This is a genomic window from Pseudolysinimonas kribbensis (genome assembly GCF_030161895.1).
In the GTDB taxonomy this organism is placed as follows: domain Bacteria; phylum Actinomycetota; class Actinomycetes; order Actinomycetales; family Microbacteriaceae; genus Pseudolysinimonas; species Pseudolysinimonas kribbensis.
In genome coordinates this window covers 698,525-714,871 of record NZ_BSVB01000001.1, presented here as the reverse complement: position 1 = coordinate 714,871, position 16,347 = coordinate 698,525, and the positions used below count along the sequence as shown (strand labels likewise).

At 74.2% G+C, this 16,347-nt stretch carries 19 protein-coding genes and 1 pseudogene; 13 read left to right on the top strand and 7 right to left on the bottom strand.

From position 1 onward, the window contains the following. The first annotated feature begins 3 nt into the window (after positions 1 to 3). Genes QQK35_RS04000 through coaD form a run of 4 tightly spaced genes read left to right on the top strand, consistent with a single transcriptional unit; the run spans position 4 to position 1,721 of the window. The gene (locus QQK35_RS04000; protein WP_284253039.1) at positions 4 to 462 is read left to right on the top strand and encodes a substrate-binding domain-containing protein; all 459 of its coding nucleotides are present in this window, start codon (positions 4 to 6) and stop codon (positions 460 to 462) included. Beyond that, positions 459 to 737, top strand: coding sequence for an SDR family NAD(P)-dependent oxidoreductase (locus QQK35_RS03995; RefSeq protein ID WP_284253038.1), 279 nt, complete (start codon positions 459 to 461; stop codon positions 735 to 737). Before QQK35_RS04000 ends, QQK35_RS03995 begins: the two co-directional genes overlap by 4 nt. Next, on the top strand, positions 734 to 1,210 hold the full coding sequence (locus QQK35_RS03990) for an SDR family NAD(P)-dependent oxidoreductase (protein ID WP_284253037.1): 477 nt from the start codon (positions 734 to 736) through the stop codon (positions 1,208 to 1,210). The genes QQK35_RS03995 and QQK35_RS03990 overlap by 4 nt, the downstream gene beginning before the upstream one ends. A gap of 22 nt (positions 1,211 to 1,232) precedes the next feature. Further along, entirely contained in the window at positions 1,233 to 1,721 is a 489-nt protein-coding gene (gene coaD / locus QQK35_RS03985; RefSeq protein WP_284253036.1) for a pantetheine-phosphate adenylyltransferase, read from the top strand. On the opposite strand, the gene QQK35_RS03980 is transcribed toward coaD, so the two are convergent. Beyond that, positions 1,697 to 2,455, bottom strand: a complete 759-nt coding sequence (locus tag QQK35_RS03980; RefSeq protein ID WP_284253035.1) for an HpcH/HpaI aldolase family protein — start codon at positions 2,453 to 2,455, stop codon at positions 1,697 to 1,699. The two genes, coaD and QQK35_RS03980, sit on opposite strands and share 25 nt — an antisense overlap. Positions 2,456 to 2,496: 41 nt before the next feature. Between QQK35_RS03980 and QQK35_RS03975 the strand changes: the two genes are divergently transcribed. Further along, positions 2,497 to 2,700 (top strand): hypothetical protein, encoded by a 204-nt coding sequence (locus QQK35_RS03975; RefSeq protein ID WP_284253034.1) that lies wholly within the window; start codon positions 2,497 to 2,499, stop codon positions 2,698 to 2,700. A 43-nt stretch (positions 2,701 to 2,743) separates the two neighbouring features. Next, positions 2,744 to 3,748, top strand: a complete 1,005-nt coding sequence (locus tag QQK35_RS03970) for a TIGR03557 family F420-dependent LLM class oxidoreductase (RefSeq protein ID WP_284253032.1) — start codon at positions 2,744 to 2,746, stop codon at positions 3,746 to 3,748. A 51-nt stretch (positions 3,749 to 3,799) separates the two neighbouring features. Here QQK35_RS03970 and QQK35_RS03965 read toward each other — a convergent pair whose 3' ends face one another. Further along, on the bottom strand, positions 3,800 to 5,404 hold the full coding sequence (locus tag QQK35_RS03965; protein WP_284253031.1) for an ABC-F family ATP-binding cassette domain-containing protein: 1,605 nt from the start codon (positions 5,402 to 5,404) through the stop codon (positions 3,800 to 3,802). 133 nt (positions 5,405 to 5,537) lie between these two features. On the opposite strand from QQK35_RS03965, the gene cofE reads away from it, so the two are divergent. From cofE to QQK35_RS03940, 5 genes are all read left to right on the top strand, one after another. Next, complete coding sequence (gene cofE, locus QQK35_RS03960; RefSeq protein ID WP_284253030.1) at positions 5,538 to 6,311, top strand: coenzyme F420-0:L-glutamate ligase; 774 nt, start codon at positions 5,538 to 5,540, stop codon at positions 6,309 to 6,311. 149 nt (positions 6,312 to 6,460) lie between these two features. Continuing rightward, positions 6,461 to 7,495: an AAA family ATPase gene (locus QQK35_RS03955; protein WP_425564983.1), complete on the top strand. Its 1,035-nt coding sequence runs from the start codon at positions 6,461 to 6,463 to the stop codon at positions 7,493 to 7,495. 321 nt (positions 7,496 to 7,816) lie between these two features. Then, positions 7,817 to 8,899: a DUF58 domain-containing protein gene (locus tag QQK35_RS03950; protein ID WP_284253029.1), complete on the top strand. Its 1,083-nt coding sequence runs from the start codon at positions 7,817 to 7,819 to the stop codon at positions 8,897 to 8,899. Positions 8,900 to 8,986: 87 nt separating this feature from the next. Beyond that, positions 8,987 to 9,481 carry a hypothetical protein gene (locus QQK35_RS03945; protein ID WP_284253028.1) on the top strand — a complete coding sequence of 165 codons (495 nt, stop codon included), beginning with the start codon at positions 8,987 to 8,989 and terminating at the stop codon, positions 9,479 to 9,481. Next, positions 9,430 to 11,145: a transglutaminase TgpA family protein gene (locus QQK35_RS03940; protein WP_284253027.1), complete on the top strand. Its 1,716-nt coding sequence runs from the start codon at positions 9,430 to 9,432 to the stop codon at positions 11,143 to 11,145. The genes QQK35_RS03945 and QQK35_RS03940 overlap by 52 nt, the downstream gene beginning before the upstream one ends. 13 nt (positions 11,146 to 11,158) lie before the next feature. Here QQK35_RS03940 and QQK35_RS03935 read toward each other — a convergent pair whose 3' ends face one another. The 3 genes from QQK35_RS03935 to QQK35_RS03925 are packed head-to-tail and all read right to left on the bottom strand — an operon-like array spanning position 11,159 to position 13,955. Then, on the bottom strand, positions 11,159 to 11,974 hold the full coding sequence (locus QQK35_RS03935; RefSeq protein ID WP_284253026.1) for an ABC transporter ATP-binding protein: 816 nt from the start codon (positions 11,972 to 11,974) through the stop codon (positions 11,159 to 11,161). Then, complete coding sequence (locus QQK35_RS03930; RefSeq protein WP_284253025.1) at positions 11,971 to 12,978, bottom strand: putative F420-0 ABC transporter permease subunit; 1,008 nt, start codon at positions 12,976 to 12,978, stop codon at positions 11,971 to 11,973. Before QQK35_RS03930 ends, QQK35_RS03935 begins: the two co-directional genes overlap by 4 nt. Then, complete coding sequence (locus QQK35_RS03925; RefSeq protein WP_284253024.1) at positions 12,975 to 13,955, bottom strand: putative F420-0 ABC transporter substrate-binding protein; 981 nt, start codon at positions 13,953 to 13,955, stop codon at positions 12,975 to 12,977. The genes QQK35_RS03930 and QQK35_RS03925 overlap by 4 nt, the downstream gene beginning before the upstream one ends. 131 nt (positions 13,956 to 14,086) lie before the next feature. On the opposite strand from QQK35_RS03925, the gene QQK35_RS03920 reads away from it, so the two are divergent. Next, positions 14,087 to 14,713: an NTP transferase domain-containing protein gene (locus QQK35_RS03920; RefSeq protein ID WP_284253023.1), complete on the top strand. Its 627-nt coding sequence runs from the start codon at positions 14,087 to 14,089 to the stop codon at positions 14,711 to 14,713. Between the two features lie 29 nt (positions 14,714 to 14,742). Here QQK35_RS03920 and QQK35_RS03915 read toward each other — a convergent pair whose 3' ends face one another. Both QQK35_RS03915 and QQK35_RS19600 read right to left on the bottom strand, forming a co-directional pair. Beyond that, the gene (locus QQK35_RS03915; protein WP_348534881.1) at positions 14,743 to 15,465 is read right to left on the bottom strand and encodes a 2-phospho-L-lactate transferase CofD family protein; all 723 of its coding nucleotides are present in this window, start codon (positions 15,463 to 15,465) and stop codon (positions 14,743 to 14,745) included. Next, a pseudogene (locus QQK35_RS19600) lies at positions 15,417 to 15,680 on the bottom strand (2-phospho-L-lactate transferase CofD family protein); the annotation flags it as partial. The pseudogene QQK35_RS19600 and the gene QQK35_RS03915, both read right to left, overlap by 49 nt. Before the next feature lie 186 nt (positions 15,681 to 15,866). On the opposite strand from QQK35_RS19600, the gene QQK35_RS03910 reads away from it, so the two are divergent. Then, entirely contained in the window at positions 15,867 to 16,328 is a 462-nt protein-coding gene (locus QQK35_RS03910) for a YceD family protein (protein WP_284253022.1), read from the top strand. Positions 16,329 to 16,347 lie beyond the last annotated feature (19 nt).

Sequence of the window (16,347 nt, the reverse complement as noted above, 5' to 3'; positions counted from 1 at the left end):
ACCGTGGGTGTGCTCGAGGGGGATCCCGGCACGTCGACGGCGCGGCAGCGGGGCGAGGGGTTCGCGGCGCGGGCCCGGGAGCTCGGGCTCACCGTGCAGACCACCCCGGCCGGCTTCGCCGCGTCGACCGCGCGCGTCGCCGCGGACGCGATGCTGTCGCGCGGCGAGCGACCGACGGCGATCGTCGGGCACAACGACACGATCGCGCTCGCCGCGCTCAACGCCGCACGCGAGCTCGGCCTGCGGGTGCCCCGGGATGTCGCGGTCGCGGGATTCGACGACATCGCCGCCGCCGGGTGGGCCATCGTCGGGCTGACCACCGTGCGACAGCCCACCGCGCGGATGGCCCAGCGCGCGGTGGACCTGCTGGCGGGGCGCATCGAGGACCCGTCGCTGCCGCCGCGCCGCGAGGTCCTGCCGGTCGAACTGATCGAACGGACGAGCACCGGAGGCGCGGCATGAGCGGGGAACTCGACGGACGTCATGTGCTCGTGACCGGCGGGGGTCGCGGCATCGGGGCCGGCGTCGCCGAGGAGGCGGCCGCGCGGGGCGCGCTCGTCACACTGGTCGCACGCACCCGCGGCGAGCTCGACGGCGTCGCGGCGCGCATCGTCGACGCCGGAGGTCGTGCCCGGACCCATGCCGCGGATGCGACCGACGACGCGGCCATGGAGGAGGCGATCGCCCAGGCCGACGCGGCCGAGCCGCTGTGGGGGCGGTGCTGTCGGCCGGGATGAACCGCCCGGCGCCGGCCGCCGGGTACCCGATGGACGACTTCGACGCCATCTTCGCGGTGAACGTGCGCGCCGCGTTCGTGGCATGCCGCGCACTGCATCCGGTGCTGACCGCGCACGGCGGCGGTCGCATCGTCGCGATGTCCTCGCAGCTCGGCTCGGTCGGCTTCCCGGATCGGGTGCCGTACGCCGCGAGCAAGCACGCGGTCAACGGGATGGTCCGCGGGCTCGCCGTCGAATGGGCGCCGGCGGGCATCACGGTCAACGCGGTCGCGCCCACCTTCGTCGAGACCGAATTCACCCGCGCGAACCTCGCGCGGCCGGAGTTCCGCGCCGAGGTGCTCTCGCGCATCCCCGGCGGGCGTCTGGCCACCGTCGAGGAGGTCGCGGCGGCCACCTGCTTCCTGCTCGCCCCGCGGAGCGGCTCGATCACCGGCCACGTGCTCGCGGTCGACGGAGGCTGGACGGCCTGGTGATCGCGCCGGATAGGCTCGGACCATGACGCGCATCGCGGTCGTGCCCGGCTCGTTCGACCCGGTCACGCTCGGCCACCTCGACGTCATCGCGCGTGCCGCACGGCTGTGGGACGAGATCCACGTGCTCGTCGTGCACAACCCGGGCAAGACGGCGCTGCTGCCGATCGCCAAGCGCGTGTCGCTCATCCAGGACGCGCTCGCGGAGGCGGAGGTGGCGGGTCAGATCATCGTCACCAGCTGGAGCGTCGGCCTGCTCGTGGACTACGCGACGGATGTCGGCGCGACCGCGCTCGTGAAGGGCATCCGGTCGCAGGTCGACGTCGCCTACGAGACGCCCATGGCGATCGTCAACCGCAACCTCGCGGGGGTCGAGACCGTCTTCATGCTGCCGGATCCCGCCCACGCCCACGTCTCGAGCTCGCTCGTGCGGCAGGTGGCCTCGCTCGGCGGCGACGTGGCGCCCTACGTGCCGCGTGCCGTCGCCGACTACCTCGCCTCGGCGCGCGACTGAGCCAGCAGCCCCCGCACCCCCGTGGCGAGAGCGGCGGCATCCGTGCCGACGATGACGTACCCGTAGCCCTGCGCGAGCAGGCGCGCACCGCGCTCGGGGGTGCCGCCGAACGCGGCGGCGACGATCCCGGCGCGCGTCGCGGCCGCGAGGATGCGCTGCACGGGAGCCTCCGGACGCGTGTCGGCGAGCATGGCATCCTGATCGAGGCCGAGCGACAGCGCGAGGTCGTTGGGGCCCACGAGCACCCCGCTCACGCCCGGCACCGCGAACAGCTCGTCGAGAGCGTCGAGGCCCTCGGCGGTCTCGATCATGATCCACAGCCGGCCCGCCGCGTTCGCGGCCGCCGGGTCGGGCGCCGGTCGGTCCCACACCGGTGTGAGCGGACCCCAGCTGCGCCGGCCGAGCGGCGGGTAGTAGGCGGCGGCCACGGCTCGGCGCACCTGCTCCACCGTCTCGACGAGGGGCACGATCACCCAGTCCGCGCCGGCGTCGAGCGCATACCCGATCTCCGCCGCATCGACGGCGGTCGTGCGGATCGCGACGGGCGCCCAGTCGTCGTCGCGCGCCGCGAGCGTCGCGGCGATCGCGGCGCGATCGAACAGCCCGTGCTGGGCGTCGAGGCAGACCCACGCGGCGCCCGAACGGGCGGCGATGCGCGTCGCGACGGCATCCCCGAGCTGGCACCAGATCCCGGGGCGGACATCGCGGGAGGGCAGGGGCGCGGCGGTGGTCATCGCCCCACGGTAGCGAGCGCAGAATGGGTGCGGAGGTGCGGATGGCCGCGAACCACGACGATGATCCGGATGCGCTCATCGAGCAGTCGACCCGGCGGGCGCCCGACGTCGAGCCGCCCCCCATGGCGCGACCCATCGTGTCGCCGCCCTACGGCGTGCCGATCCCCTTCGGCGCACCGCCGGCCGAGCCGATCCAGCTCGCGCCGGACGAGATCCCGTGGGAGCTGCGCGAGGACGAGGCGTGACCCCACGGGGCGGATGGCGCCTCGTGCGCGGCAGGATGGCGGGATGACCGCCTCCCGCGCCGCGTCGATCGGGTACGCCGCGATGCTGGAGCAGTTCCATCCGACCGAGGCGATCGAGCTCGCCCAGCACGCCGAGGCGCACGGATTCTCCGGCGTCATGGCGGCCGACCACTTCCAGCCCTGGACACCGCAGCAGGGGCAGGCGTCGTTCGTGTGGAACGTGCTCTCGGCGCTAGGGCAGGTGACCGCGGGAGACCTCGGGACCGGGGTCACCGCGCCCACGTTCCGATGGCATCCGGCCGTCGTCGCGCAGGCGTCGGCGACGCTCGCGGCCATGTACCCGGGCCGGCACTGGCTGGGCATCGGCAGCGGTGAGGCGCTCAACGAGCACGTGGTCGGGCAGTACTGGCCCGAGGCGCCCGAGCGGATCAACCGCATGTTCGAAGCCGTCGACGTCATCAAGAAGCTGTTCGCCGGCTCGCTCGCGGGCAAGGACGTCAAGCACGAGGGCGCGTTCTTCCGGCTCGAGGCGACCCGGCTCTGGACGATGCCCGAGCGTGCACCGGAGATCCTGATCGGCACGGCGGGGCCGGTTACCGCACGCCGGGCCGGGCGCACCGTCGACGGGATCGTGACGGAGGAGGCGCCGCGCGAACGGCTCGCGACCCTCCTGCAGCGCTTCGACGACGGGCGCCGGGATGCCGGCCGCAGCGGCGGCACGAAGGTGCTGCGGCTGCACCTGAGCTGGGCGGCGACTGACGAGGAGGCCGCCCGCAACGCGATGACGGAGTGGCCGCTCGCCGCGATGCCGTTCGGCAAGTCCGACGTGCGGTCGCCGTTCGAGTTCGAGCAGCTCGCGCGCATGGTGCGCCCGGAGGACTTCGCGGGCAAGCTCCTGATCTCGGCGGATCCCGACGCGCACCGCGCCCACATCCAGTCCTTCCTCGATCTCGGCTTCGATCGCGTCTACCTCCACAACGTCGGCCGGAATCAGCGCGAGTTCCTCGAGACCTTCGGCCGCGAGGTCGTCCCCGCGCTCACGGCCTAGCCCCGTAGCCAAAAACGCCCAGTGCGTGACCGCGCGCACTGGGCTTTTTGGCTAATCGACGAGGGTGAGGCGGCCGGCGGCGTCGAGCGCGAGGGTCGCGTCGAGTCCGAGCCGGGACAGGAACGCGTCGTCGTGCGAGACGACGAGCACGGCGCCGCGGTAGCCGCGCAGGGCCGACACGAGCTGGTCGACGCTCGGCAGGTCGAGGTTGTTCGTCGGCTCGTCGAGCACGAGCAGCTGCGGCGGCGGATCGGCCAGCAGCAGCCGCGCGAGCGCGACCCGGAACCGCTCGCCGCCGGACAGTGTCGCGATCCGGCGCCCGACGGCATCCCCGCGCAGCAGGAAGCGCGCGAGCCGGTTGCGGATCTCGCCCGGCGGCACGCTCGGCGCGGCCGCCCGCACCGACTCGAGCACGGTCGCGCTCTCGTCGAGGCCGTCCAGCCGCTGCGCGAGGTAGGCGACGCGATCCGTGTGCAGGATGCCGCGGGCGCCCCCGACCGTGCGCTCGGCCCCGGCGATGCCCAGCATCCCCTCGAGCAGCGTGGTCTTGCCGATCCCGTTCGGCCCGATCAGCGCGACCCGCTCGGGACCCTGGATCACGTACGAGCGATCCGTGCCGACGAGCTCCGCGATCCGCCGTCCGCGCGCCACGCCGGGGTCGCGCAGGTCGACCCGGATGCCGTCGTCGTCGCGCACCCGCTCCTCGGCCGCGTCGAGCGCGAGCCGGGCGGCGTGCTCGATCGACTCCATCTCCCCGCGCAGGCGGCCGGCCGAGACCTGCGCCTGCATCCGCCGGCCGTGCGCGACGATCTTCGGCACCCGCTTCTCGCGCTCCGCCTTGTTCGCGGTCCGCTCGCGCTGGGCGAGCTTGAGCTGCGACTCGATCCGCTGGCGGCGCTCCACGCGGAAGGTCTGCTCCGCCGCGCGCACGGCCTGCGCCGCGGCCGCCTGCTCCTGGTCGAGCGCCGCGCGCCAGGCGCTGTACGGGCCGCCGAACGTCGTCAGCGCGTTGCGGTACAGCTCGGCGGTGTCGTCCATGAGCTCGAGCAGCGCGACGTCGTGACTCACGACGACGAGCGCACCCGACCAGCCGCGCACGAGGTCCGCGACCCGCGAGCGGGCGTCGCGGTCGAGGTTGTTGGTCGGCTCGTCGAGCAGGGTGATCGGCGCGCGACGCAGGCGCAGCCCTGCGATCGCCACGAGCATCGCCTCGCCGCCGGAGATCTCGGCGACGCGGCGCTCGAGTGCGGACGCGGGGAGGCCGACCTCGGTCAGCACGGCGCTCGCCCGTGCCTCGGCATCCCAGTCGTCGCCGATCGCCTCGAAGTGCCGCACGTCGACGTCGCCGGACTCGATGGCGCGCACGGCCGCGAGCTGCCGCGCGATGCCGAGCAGCTCGGCGACAGTCGTGCCGGTGCGCAGGGTGAGGGTCTGCGGCAGCGCCGCGACATCGCCGACGGTCGTGACGGCGCCGGAGGTCGGGGTCAGCTCGCCCGCGATGAGGCGCAGCAGGGTCGACTTGCCGGCCCCGTTCGCGCCGACCAGTCCGGTGCGGCCGGCGCCGAACGCCCCGGAGACGTCGTCGAGGGCGACCGTGCCGTCGGGCCAGGTGAGGCCGACGTGCGACAGGGTGATGACGGGCTGGATGGACGGCATGCGGTTCTCCCGGGTCTCGAAGCGGAACGCTGAGACGGGATGCCGCCTCCCGGAGGAGTGGCCAGGGTGAATCGGCTCAGCGCGAGGGCGAACCGGAGAACTTCACCTGTGCAGGCTACGCCAGACTGGACCCGTGCTCAACGTCATCGGCGTCGAAGGCCTGCCCGAGGTCGTGCCGGGCGACGATCTCGCGGCCCTCATCGCGGATGCCGTGGACGGCGCGCTCGAGGACGGCGACATCCTCGCCGTCACCAGCAAGGTCGTCAGCAAGGCCGAGGGCCGGCTCGTCGCGGCGCGGGATCGTGAGGACGCGATCACGAGCCAGACGGTGCGGGTCGTCGCCTCGCGCACGACGCCGGACGGCCGCATCACCCGCATCGTGGAGAACCCGCTCGGTCTCGTCATGGCGGCCGCCGGGGTCGACGGCAGCAACGTGCCCGACGGATACGTGCTGCTGCTGCCCGAGGACCCCGACGCCTCCGCGCAGGCGATCGCCGTGAGGGTCCGTGAGCGGACCGGGCTGCGGATCGGGGTGGTGATCAGCGACACGTTCGGCAGGCCCTGGCGCGACGGGCAGACCGACCTCGCGATCGGGGCGGCGGGCATCCACGTGCTCGACGACCTGCGCGGCGGTGTCGACGACAACGGCCGGGCTCTGCAGGTGACCGCGGCCGCGATCGCCGACGAGATCGCCTCGGCCGCCGACCTGGTCAAGGGCAAGACGAGCCGGATGCCGCTGGCGATCGTCCGCGGCCTCGCCCACCTGGTCGGCGGTCTCGACCTGCCCGGCGCCCGCGCGATCGTCCGGCTCGGCGCCGCGGACATGTTCCGCGTCGGCTCGGAGGAGGCGTGGCGCGAGGGCTACGAGGCCGGCGTCCGCGCCGCTCGTGACGAGCGCGGCGACTAGCGCCGGAGCGCCTTCGCGAGACCCCGGGCACGACGGACGCGAGGTCTGGAACACCCCCGTGGTGCCGTCATCCACCTGAACCGTCCGGTCCGCCGTTCCGTGTTCCTCTCATGATCCCAGCCGACCGGCGCGCGCCCGTGGCAGACTCCATGGGGATGGACGCTACGGAAGCCCCGGACCGCTCGGCGACGAAGCCGGAGGTCGAATCCCTGCCCGCCGCGGAGTTCCTCATGGACGCCCGCGCCGTCATGGCCGCGATCGAGACGGTGATCGACGGCAAGCGCGAGGCGATCGAGATCGCGACGACCGTGCTGCTCGCCGAGGGGCACCTGCTCGTCGAGGACGTGCCCGGCGTCGGCAAGACGATGCTGGCCAGGGCTCTGGCCCGCAGCGTCGACTGCACGGTCTCCCGCATCCAGTTCACCCCGGATCTGCTCCCGGCCGACATCACGGGCGTCAGCGTGTACAACCAGGCCGAGCGCGCCTTCGAGTTCAAGCCGGGCCCGGTGTTCGCCAACATCGTCATCGGCGACGAGATCAACCGCGCCTCGCCCAAGACCCAGTCCGCCCTCCTCGAGTCGATGGAGGAGCGCCAGGTCTCGGTCGACGGACGCAGTTACGACCTGCCCGACCCCTTCACGGTCATCGCGACGCAGAACCCGGTCGAGATGGAGGGCACGTACGCGCTCCCGGAGGCGCAGCGCGACCGCTTCATGGCCCGGATCTCGATGGGCTACCCGGATCCGGCGAACGAGGTCGCGATGCTGCGCACCCGCGAGAGCGGAAGCCCGATCGACCGCCTGCGCCCGGTCGTGACCAATGAGCGGCTGCGGCAGATGATGCAGACCGTGCGGCAGGTCTTCGTGAGCCCGGCGGTCGAGCAGTACGCCGTCGCCATCGCCGCGGCGACCCGGGCCGACCGCGAGCTGCGGCTCGGCGCCAGTCCGCGCGCGACCCTGCAGCTCGTGCGCGCCGCCAAGGCGCGCGCAGCCCTCGACGGCCGAGACTTCGTGCTGCCGGACGACATCGACGCCCTCGCGGTGGCGGTGCTCGCCCACCGGCTCATGCCGGCTCGCGCCACGGTCGGCGGGGGCGGATCCTTCGGTGCCGGAGCCACGCCCGACATCACCGCGCGCATCGTGGCCGCGACCCCGGTGCCGCTCGGAGCCGCCGGAACGGCCTAGTGCGGTGACCGACCTCGAGGACCGCGCTGCGGCCACCGTCTCGACCGAGGAGTGGCTGGCCCGTCGCCGTGCGGCGGAGAGCAGTGGCCCGGAGACCGAGCGGACGGCGCGCAACCTGCGTCGGAAGGCGCAGCTGCGCCCGACCGTACGCGGGGCGGTCACGCTCCTGATCGGGGTCGTCGCGCTCCTGCTGGCCTACTGGGGCGGCCGGCGGGAGCTGCTGGTCCTCGCCGGAGCGGCGTTCCTGCTGCCCGCGATCGGGCTCGTCGTCGTGCGCCTGCGCCGGCCCCGGCTCGACGTGCTCCGCACCTTCGCACCCCCGTGGTCGCCGCCGGCGATCCGGTCGACGTGCGGATGCGGATCCGCAACACCGGGAGCGCACCGAGCCCGTCGGTGGTGTGGAACGACGCGATCCCGTGGCAGGAGGACGATCCGGCGCCCCGGCAGCTCGCCCCGATCCCGGCCGGAACCACGGAGCAGCGGGTGCGCATCGCGGACTACCGGCTGCACCCGGCGCGACGCGGGGTCTACGCGATCGGGCCGCTGGTCGTCGAGCAGCGCGACGCCTTCGGGATGGTGGCACGGGTCGCCGCGGTCGGCGAGCAGGACCGGCTGGTCGTGATCCCGACCGTGGACCGGCTGCCGGACGGCGGGCCGGCCCCCGCCGACGGGGAGGGCACCGCACGCCTGATCCAGCGCCGGGTGGCGGGCAACGACGACGACCTCACGACGCGCGAGTACCGTGCGGGCGACGCGCTGCGCCGGGTGCACTGGCGCGCGTCCGCCCGGCACGGCGAGCTCATGGTGCGTCAGGAGGAGCACCGCAGCCGCCCGGACGCGCACATCGTCGTCGACACCCGCATCGGCGGCTATCCGGACGGGCATCCGGATGCCGGTCGCGCCTGGACCGAGACCCTCGAGTCCGACGCCTTCGAGTGGGTCGTGCGCATGACGGCGTCGCTCGGCATCCACCTCGAGGAGGCCGGATTCCGCGTCGAGATCGAGGAGACGGCCAGGGCACAGCTCGAGCAGATCGGCGAGCGCTGGGAGGGCGGCCGGCGGATCGACGGCTTCCTGACGAGCCTCGCGGGCGTCCGGCTGCTCGCCCCGCCCCCGGGCGAGCTCTCCGCCCCGGGCGGACCGTCCGGCCCGTTGTTCGCGGTCATCGCGGACGCCGAGGACGTCACCGCCGACTGGCTCGTGCGACGTCGGCGCGGCGCCGACGTCGCGATCGCCTTCGCGGTCGGTCCCCGGCCGGAGCTCGCCGAGCGCCTGACGGAGGCCGGCTGGACCTGCGTGCCGGTCGCCGCGCACGACCGGCCGGCCGACATCTGGCGCGACCTCGCGGTGCAGGGGTTGTTCGCCTCAGCCGCCTTCCGGGGAGCGGTCGATGGCGCTCACTGACCTGCGCCGCCCGGCACCACCGGGGCCGCCGCCTCGCCGGGCCGCCGACGGCCATCCGGCGGGCCGCGGCGTCCACGCGGCGAGGGTGTGTCGGCCGGGCTGACCGGTCTCGCGCTGCTGCTCGCGTACGCGGGGCTCCGCCCGACGTTGCAGGGACTCTCGTGGTACCTCGTCGGAGCACTGTTCATCGTGCTCGTGCTCGTCGCGGCGAACGTCACGCGGCGGCTCTCGCGCCGGCCGTGGCTGCCCACCGTCGTCGCGGCGCTCGCGAGTCTGCTCGCCCTCACCCTCGGGTACGCGGCCGACAAGGCGCTGCTCGGCGTCATCCCGACCCCCGATGTCCTCACGCGATTCAGCCGTCTCGGCGAGCAGGCCTGGCTCTCGATCGCGGAGCAGGCGCTGCCCGCCACCCCCGAGCTCGGGATCGTCTTCCTCCTCGCGCTGCTGACCTCCGGCTGCGCCCTGTTCGCCGACATCGTCGTGCGCCGGGCGCCCGCGCTGACGGCGGCGCCCTGCTCGCGCTGCTCGGCGTGCCCGTCGCGATCCGCTCCGGCGTCGCGGAGCCGGTCTGGTTCGTGCTGACGGCGATCGTGTTCCTCGTGCTGCTGCGCCGCGGCCAGCGTCGTGCGACCCCCGCCGCGGTGCTCGTGACGGGCGCGATCGTCGTCGCGGGCTCGCTCCTGCTGCCCTTCGTGCTGCCGCCCGTCGCCGACGATCCGGGCACCGGCGGTCCCGGCATCGATGGAGCGGTCAATCCGCTCATCAACCTGGGCGACGACCTGCGCCAGGGCGGTGACGTGCCGGCCCTGACGTATACGACGAGCAGCACGCAGGGGGTCTACCTGCGCCTGGCGACGCTCGACAAGTTCGACGGCCGGCAGTGGGAGCCCGCCGACATCGATCCCGCACGCACGCACGACGTCGCCAAGTTCCCCGCGCCGACCGGGCTGACCTCCGCGGTCAAGCGCCGCACGCTGAAGGCGTCGGTGCAGGTGGACGACATCAGCGGACGCTGGCTGCCGGTGCCGTATCCGGCCTCCAGGATCACCGGGGTCGACGACGACTGGAAGTGGGTCGCGGGCGGGCTCACCGTGCGCAGCAGGTCGACGAGCGCGAGCGGGCAGCACTACACCGCCAGCTTCCTCGACCTGAAGCCGGACCTCGCGCAGCTGCGCGCCGCGACGCCCAGCCCCGTCGGCATGCCGCTCGACGTCTCGGTGCCGACCGGGATGCCGGCGATCATCGCGCAGACCGCGCTACGAGTGACCGCGAACGCGACCACCGAGTACGACAAGGCGGTGGCGCTGCAGGACTACTTCCAGAGCGACGGCGGGTTCACCTACTCGGAGACCGCGCCGGTCGACCAGCACTACGACGGCTCCGGTGCCGACATCATCGCCCAGTTCCTGCAGAAGAAGGCGGGGTACTGCGTGCACTTCTCGTCGGCGATGGCGATCATGGCGCGCACGCTCGGCATCCCCGCCAGGGTCGTCGTGGGATTCCAGCCCGGCACGCCGGCGTCGGTGAACGACAAGCGGGTGTTCCAGGTGAGCTCGCACGACCTGCACGCCTGGCCGGAGCTGTACTTCGCCGGCATCGGCTGGCTGCGGTTCGAGCCGACGCCGGGCCGGGGCGTGCTGCCCACCTACTCCGACCCGCAGGCCGTCGACGACGCCATCAATCAGGGCGGCGGCACCGCGTCACCGGGAGCGACGGCGAGCGCCGGCCCGTCGAGCTCGGCGTCGGACCCCGGCGGGGCGTCCGCGGCCCCGTCGGCCTCGGCCGGCGCCGCGACCGCGACCGACCGGGCCGACGCCACCCCGTGGATCGTGCTGATCGTGCTCCTCGTGGCCATCGCGCTGCTGTTCACCCCGGCCGCGATCCGGGCGGCGCAACGGGCGCGGCGGATGCGGGCGGTGGCGCGCGGACGGGATCCCGCCGGCAACGCGTGGGCCGAACTGCGCGACACGGCGCGCGACAACGGGTGGGCGGCGCCGGACACCCAGACGCCCCGGGAGTTCGCGGAGCGGCTCACGGTCACGCTCGCCTCGAGCGCCGCCCGGATCGACGGTCTCCGGCGCGGTGTGGAGACGACGGCGTACGCGCGCGCCCCGGGGCCCATCCGAGTCGAGGATCTGCGCAGCGTCGTCAAGGCCATCGGCGCGAGCACGAGCGGGCGCGACCGCGTCCGCGCGGTGCTGCTGCCGCCGTCGCTCGTCGCGCGCGTCCGCGGCGACGAGGAGTGACCCGAGGCGCGTCTCAGGCCGCGGGATGCCCCAGGGCGAGCATCGGTCGTCCCGTGACCGGGTTCTCGGTCCAGCTCGCGGTCACGCCGTAGACGTCGCGGATGAGCTCCGGGGTGAGGGTCGTGCGAGCCGGGCCGCTCGCGACGACGCGTCCATCGGCGATGACGACCACGGCATCCGCCTGATCGGCCGCGAGCGACAGGTCGTGCAGCGCCGTCACGATGGTCATGCCGCGCGAGGTATGTTCGCGCAGCAGCACGAGCAGCTCGAGCTGCGCCGCGACGTCGAGGTGGTTCGTCGGCTCGTCCAGCAGCAGCAGACGCGGCTCCTGCGCCAGCGCCCGCGCGAGCATCACGCGCTGCCGCTCGCCGCCGGAGAGCGAGGCGAACCGGCGCTCGGCGAACCCTTCCGCGCGGGCGGCGACCAGGGCGGCGTCGATCGCGGTGGGCGCGCCGAGGTCGCGCCCACCCCAACGCGGCTCGTACGGGGTGCGGCCGAGCGCGACGACGTCGCGCACATCGATGGGCAGGTCGGTCGCGACGTCCTGCTCGACGAACGCCACGCGCCGAGCGCGCTCCCGTCTCCGCAGGCCGAGCAGGTCCTCGCCGCCGAAGGCGAGCGCGCCGGCGGCGGGACTCTCGACCCCCGCGATGGCGCGCAGGATCGTCGACTTGCCGGCTCCGTTGGGTCCGAGAAGCGCCGTGATGGCGCCCGGGGGCGCGGTGAACGCGGCGCCGTGGACGAGCTCCTTGCGTCCGACGCGCACGATCAGGCCGCGGACGTCGAGTCCGGCGCCCCCGGACGCGTCGGCATCGCGCATCCAGCTCATGCGCCACCCCGGCGCCGGGCCAGCAGGAGGGCGAACACCGGAGCCCCGACGAGCGCCGTGACGATGCCGACCGGCAGTTCGCGCGGCGCGAGCAGCGTGCGCGCGGCGGTGTCGGCCCAGACGAGATAGATCGCGCCGACGAGCGCCACGAGCGGCAGCAGCCGGCCGTGCCGCGGCCCGGCGATGAGGCGCACCGCGTGCGGGAGCACGAGGCCGACGAAGCCGATCGACCCGCTCACGCTCACCAGAATCCCGGTGAGCACCGCCGATGCGCCGAGCAGCGTCCAGCGCACGGCCGTGACGTTCACCCCCAGGGAGGCCGCCATCCGGTCGCCGAACGCGAACGCGTCGAGCACCCGGCCGTTCGCGATGAGCGGGATGCCGAGCACGACGAAGCCGCCGACGGCGACCGCGACCTGCGGCCAGCGCGCCCCCGCGACCGAGCCGAGCAGCCAGTTGAGCACGTCCTGGTACGCGTCGCCGCGCGCGGTCCAGAAGATGACGAAACTCGTGAGCGCCGTGCCGAGCGCCGACACCGCGACGCCGGCGAGCACCGTGCGGCTCGGCGTGATGCGTCCGAGCGCGCCCGCGAGCGCGAGCGTGATGGCCAGCGCCGCGATCGCGCCGAGGAACGCGGCGAGCGGCAGCAGCAGCGAGACCCCGAGCAGCAGCACGCTCACCGCCCCGAGCGAGGCTCCGGAGGACAGGCCGAGCAGGTACGGATCGGCGAGCTGGTTGGCTGTGAGGGCCTGCATGATGGCGCCGACCAGGGCCAGGCCCGCTCCCACGGCCGCCGCGGTCAGCACGCGCGGCAGGCGCAGCTCCCACACGATGCCGTCGTCGATCGGGCCGAGCGGGTTCGTGCCGATGCCGAGGTGGGCGAGCACCGCGCGCGCGACGTCGCCGACCGCGAGCCCCGACGATCCGATCGCGGTGGCCGCGGCCAGCGACGCGAGCAGCAGGGCGCTCAGCACCACCGCCGCGACGACCGCCCGCGCGCTCACCCGACGTGCAGGTGCGCCAGCTGCGCCGCGACCGAGCGCGCCGCGTCGATGCTGCGCACGCCGGCCTCGCTCTCGGCGAAGGGGATGGTGATGAAGCGGTGGTTCTGCACCGCGCTCAGCCGTGCGGTCGCGGGGTCGCTCTCGAGCCGGTGGATCTTCGCGGCGGCGGTGTTCCAGTCGGCATCGATCAGGATGATCACGTCGGGGTCGTCCGCGACGATCGACTCCCAGCCGAGCGTCGTCCACGTCTGCGGCACGTCTCCCGCGATGTTCCTCAGCCCCGCGGTCTTCATCACGAGCTCGGGGGCGCCGGTGCCGGCGCCGACGTACGGCGAGGCGTCGCCGGAGGAGTACCAGAGCGCGGTGAGACCGCGGGGGTCGCGGTGGATGCCGGCGAGCTGCTCCTGCTGCGTCGCCACCACCTGCTTCGCGCGGGCTTCGACCCCGAAGATGCGCCCGGCCTGATCGATCTCGCGGAACACCTCGGCGAAGGTCAGCTTCGCGACCGGCGTCGAGCGGCATGCGGCCGGCTGCACGTAGCTCGCGACGCCGAGCGACGCGAGCTCGCCCCGGGTGCCGGCCTGGTCGGCCGAGAACGCCGACTCCCAGCCCGAATAGACCAGGTCGGGCTTCTTCGCGAGCACGGCCTCCTCGCTGGGCATGAAGTCCGACAGCGACGGCACGCCGCGCATGGTGGCCGCCCATCTCGCGGGCACCGGGCCGTCCTGGTAGGCGGTGCCGACGATCCGGTCGCCGACGCCGAGGGCGAGCATCATCTCGGTCGACGTCGACTTGATCGAGATCACCCGCTTCGGCGGGTGATCGAAGGTGACGCTCGTGTCGCAGTTCTGCACCGTGACGGCGGCGGCGGCCGACGAGGCGGTCGGCACCGGTGCGGCGGCGGCGCCCTGGGCGCAGCCGGAGAGGAGGGCGCCGCCGGCGAGGACGGCGACGAGGGCGAGGGGGCGCACGTGCATGGGGTCTCCGAAGGGATGCGGGCGAACGCGCAGAGGACCTGCGAGGAGCCGGGCCGGCCGAGATGCGGCCGGCGCATCCGGCGAGACCCGCCGGAGGACCATCGCCAGCTTAGCGAGTAGCGTCCCCCTTCATGTGGACCGTCATCGTGCCGGTGAAGCCCGCGTCCGTCGGCAAGTCGCGGCTCGGCGCCGATCCCGGCCTGGTGCGCGCGATCGCGCTCGACACGATCGACGCGGCGCTTGCCGCCCGCCGCGTGGACCGGGTGCTCGTCGTCACCTCCGATCTCTCGCTCGAGACGGCGGCGGATCTCGTGGCCGAGCCGGCGCCCGCGGGTCTCGCCGCCGCGATCGCGACCGGCCTGCGGGCCGCCGATCCGGACGCACCGCGCGCGGTGCTGCTCGGCGACCTGCCGTCGCTGCGCTCCGGGGACCTCGACGACGCCCTGCACCGCGCGGAGGCCGTGCCGACCGGCTTCGTCGCGGATCGCGAGCGCACCGGCACGACCCTCGTCACGGCGCGCGCCGGGGTCGAGCTGCGGCACGCCTTCGGGGCCGACTCCGCGCGACGCCATCGCGAGCTCGGGGTCGCCGAGATCGTCCCGGCCGCCGGCAGCACCCTGCCGCTCGACATCGACACCGCCGAGCACCTGGCCGCGACTCCCGGTCTGGGCCGCCGCACGTCCGCCGCCCTGGCGGGCCCGGGCGACCTCGTCGACGATGACGCCGGGATCGGTCGCTCACGCCGCTCCGGGCGCTGAGACACCGATCGCGAGGTCGTTCTCGACGCTTAGCGGCCGCCGAGCGCCAGCTCCATCGCGGCGTGGGCGATCGCCGCGGACGTCGCCTCGTCGCGCATCCGCAGCGGCAGCGCCCGGGTCGGGATGCCGTCGGCCGTGAGCGGTCCGACCGAGGCGGCGTCGGCGTCGTCCACGAGCCAGCCGTCCAGCAGCCCGCCCGCCCCCGCACCGTCCACGCGTCGCGCGCCGTAGTGCCGGGCGACGGCCGCGGCATCCGTCTCGACCCCGATCGCGGTCAGGCACGCGTCGGCCATGCCGCGCACGACGGCACCGCCGATGATCGGCGAGACGCCCACGACGGGCGCCCGGGTCGCGGCCACCGCGTCGCGGATGCCCGGGATGCCGAGGATCGTGCCGATCGACACGACCGGGTTCGAGGGCGCGAGCAGCACCACGTCCGCGGTGCCGATCGCCTCGAGCACGCCGGGCGCCGGGGACGCCGCCCCGACCCCCGTCTGCACGAACGCGCGCGCCGGCACGGCGGCCCGCAGCCGCGTCCACCACTCCTCGAAGTGCAGCTCGCCGTCGTCGGTGATGACGTGCGTCTCGACCTCCTCGTCGGTGGCCGGCAGCAGCTCGACCTCGACCGGGCCGGCGCCGAGCCCCAGCGCGCCGTGATCCGCCGCGTCGCCTCGCTCAGCGGCAGGCCCTCGCGCAGGAACGCGGTGCGCGCGATGTGGGTGCCGAGGTCGAGGTCGCCGAGCGTGAACCACGGCCAGCCGACGCCGAACGCCGCCAGCTCGTCGGCGACCCGCGAGCTCTCGCCGACCCGGCCCCAGCCGCGCTCCTCGTCGTTCACGCCGGCCAGGGCGTAGGTGATCGTGTCGAGGTCCGGGGCGATGCGCAGGCCGGCCAGCCACATGTCGTCGCCGGTGTTCACGACGGCGGTGATGCGGGCATCCGGCACCCCGCGCAGCGCCCCGCGCACGCCGCGCAGGAAGCGCGATCCGCCGACTCCGCCCGCGAGCACCGTGATATTGGTCACTCGGGGCACCCTACTGGTCGTTCGATTCCGGCAATCGAGCGCGTGGGAAGGGACGCGGGTACCCTCGTCTGGTGCCCGCCCCGACCCCTTCGACCTCGCCGTCCACGACCTCGTGCACCGGCCGGGGAGATGCGCGAGCGCACTCTCGCCTTCCCCGCGCCCGAGCAGCTGGGCGAGGGCATCGCCCACGTGAGCGCCGGCACATCGGTCGAGATCGACGTGCGGCTCGAGGGTCTGCACGAGGGGATCCTCGTCACGGGCGAGGTCACCACGACCGCGAGCGGCGAGTGCGTGCGGTGCCTCGACGCCCTCACCCTGCCCGTCCAGGTCGAATTCCAGGAGCTTTTCGCGTATTCTCCAGACGAAGCCTTCGACTTCGCGGTTCGAGACGACCACGTGGATCTCGAACCCGTCGTGCGGGATGCGGTGGTGCTGTCGCTGCCGTTCCAGCCGGTCTGCCGGCCGGACTGCCCGGGTCTCGACCCCGTCACAGGGGAGAAGCGCTCGGGCCTGCCGGACGAGCAGCAGGGTGCGACGGACCCGCGCTGGGCCGCGCTCGAGGGCTTCCGCACGGACCGGTCCGGCGAGTAAACCGGACTTCAGAAGCAGA

What these genes read in the sequence shown, in the direction of transcription:
- QQK35_RS03910 (WP_284253022.1), top strand. Translation starts at nt 15,867, where the DNA reads ATGCGCGAGCGCACTCTCGCCTTCCCCGCGCCCGAGCAGCTGGGCGAG.
- QQK35_RS03935 (WP_284253026.1), bottom strand. Translation starts at nt 11,974, where the DNA reads ATGAGCTGGATGCGCGATGCCGACGCGTCCGGGGGCGCCGGACTCGAC.
- QQK35_RS03990 (WP_284253037.1), top strand. Translation starts at nt 734, where the DNA reads ATGAACCGCCCGGCGCCGGCCGCCGGGTACCCGATGGACGACTTCGAC.
- QQK35_RS03925 (WP_284253024.1), bottom strand. Translation starts at nt 13,955, where the DNA reads ATGCACGTGCGCCCCCTCGCCCTCGTCGCCGTCCTCGCCGGCGGCGCC.
- QQK35_RS03975 (WP_284253034.1), top strand. Translation starts at nt 2,497, where the DNA reads ATGGCCGCGAACCACGACGATGATCCGGATGCGCTCATCGAGCAGTCG.
- coaD (WP_284253036.1), top strand. Translation starts at nt 1,233, where the DNA reads ATGACGCGCATCGCGGTCGTGCCCGGCTCGTTCGACCCGGTCACGCTC.
- QQK35_RS03980 (WP_284253035.1), bottom strand. Translation starts at nt 2,455, where the DNA reads ATGACCACCGCCGCGCCCCTGCCCTCCCGCGATGTCCGCCCCGGGATC.
- QQK35_RS03920 (WP_284253023.1), top strand. Translation starts at nt 14,087, where the DNA reads ATGTGGACCGTCATCGTGCCGGTGAAGCCCGCGTCCGTCGGCAAGTCG.
- QQK35_RS03955 (WP_425564983.1), top strand. Translation starts at nt 6,461, where the DNA reads ATGGGGATGGACGCTACGGAAGCCCCGGACCGCTCGGCGACGAAGCCG.
- QQK35_RS03970 (WP_284253032.1), top strand. Translation starts at nt 2,744, where the DNA reads ATGACCGCCTCCCGCGCCGCGTCGATCGGGTACGCCGCGATGCTGGAG.
- QQK35_RS03965 (WP_284253031.1), bottom strand. Translation starts at nt 5,404, where the DNA reads ATGCCGTCCATCCAGCCCGTCATCACCCTGTCGCACGTCGGCCTCACC.
- QQK35_RS03995 (WP_284253038.1), top strand. Translation starts at nt 459, where the DNA reads ATGAGCGGGGAACTCGACGGACGTCATGTGCTCGTGACCGGCGGGGGT.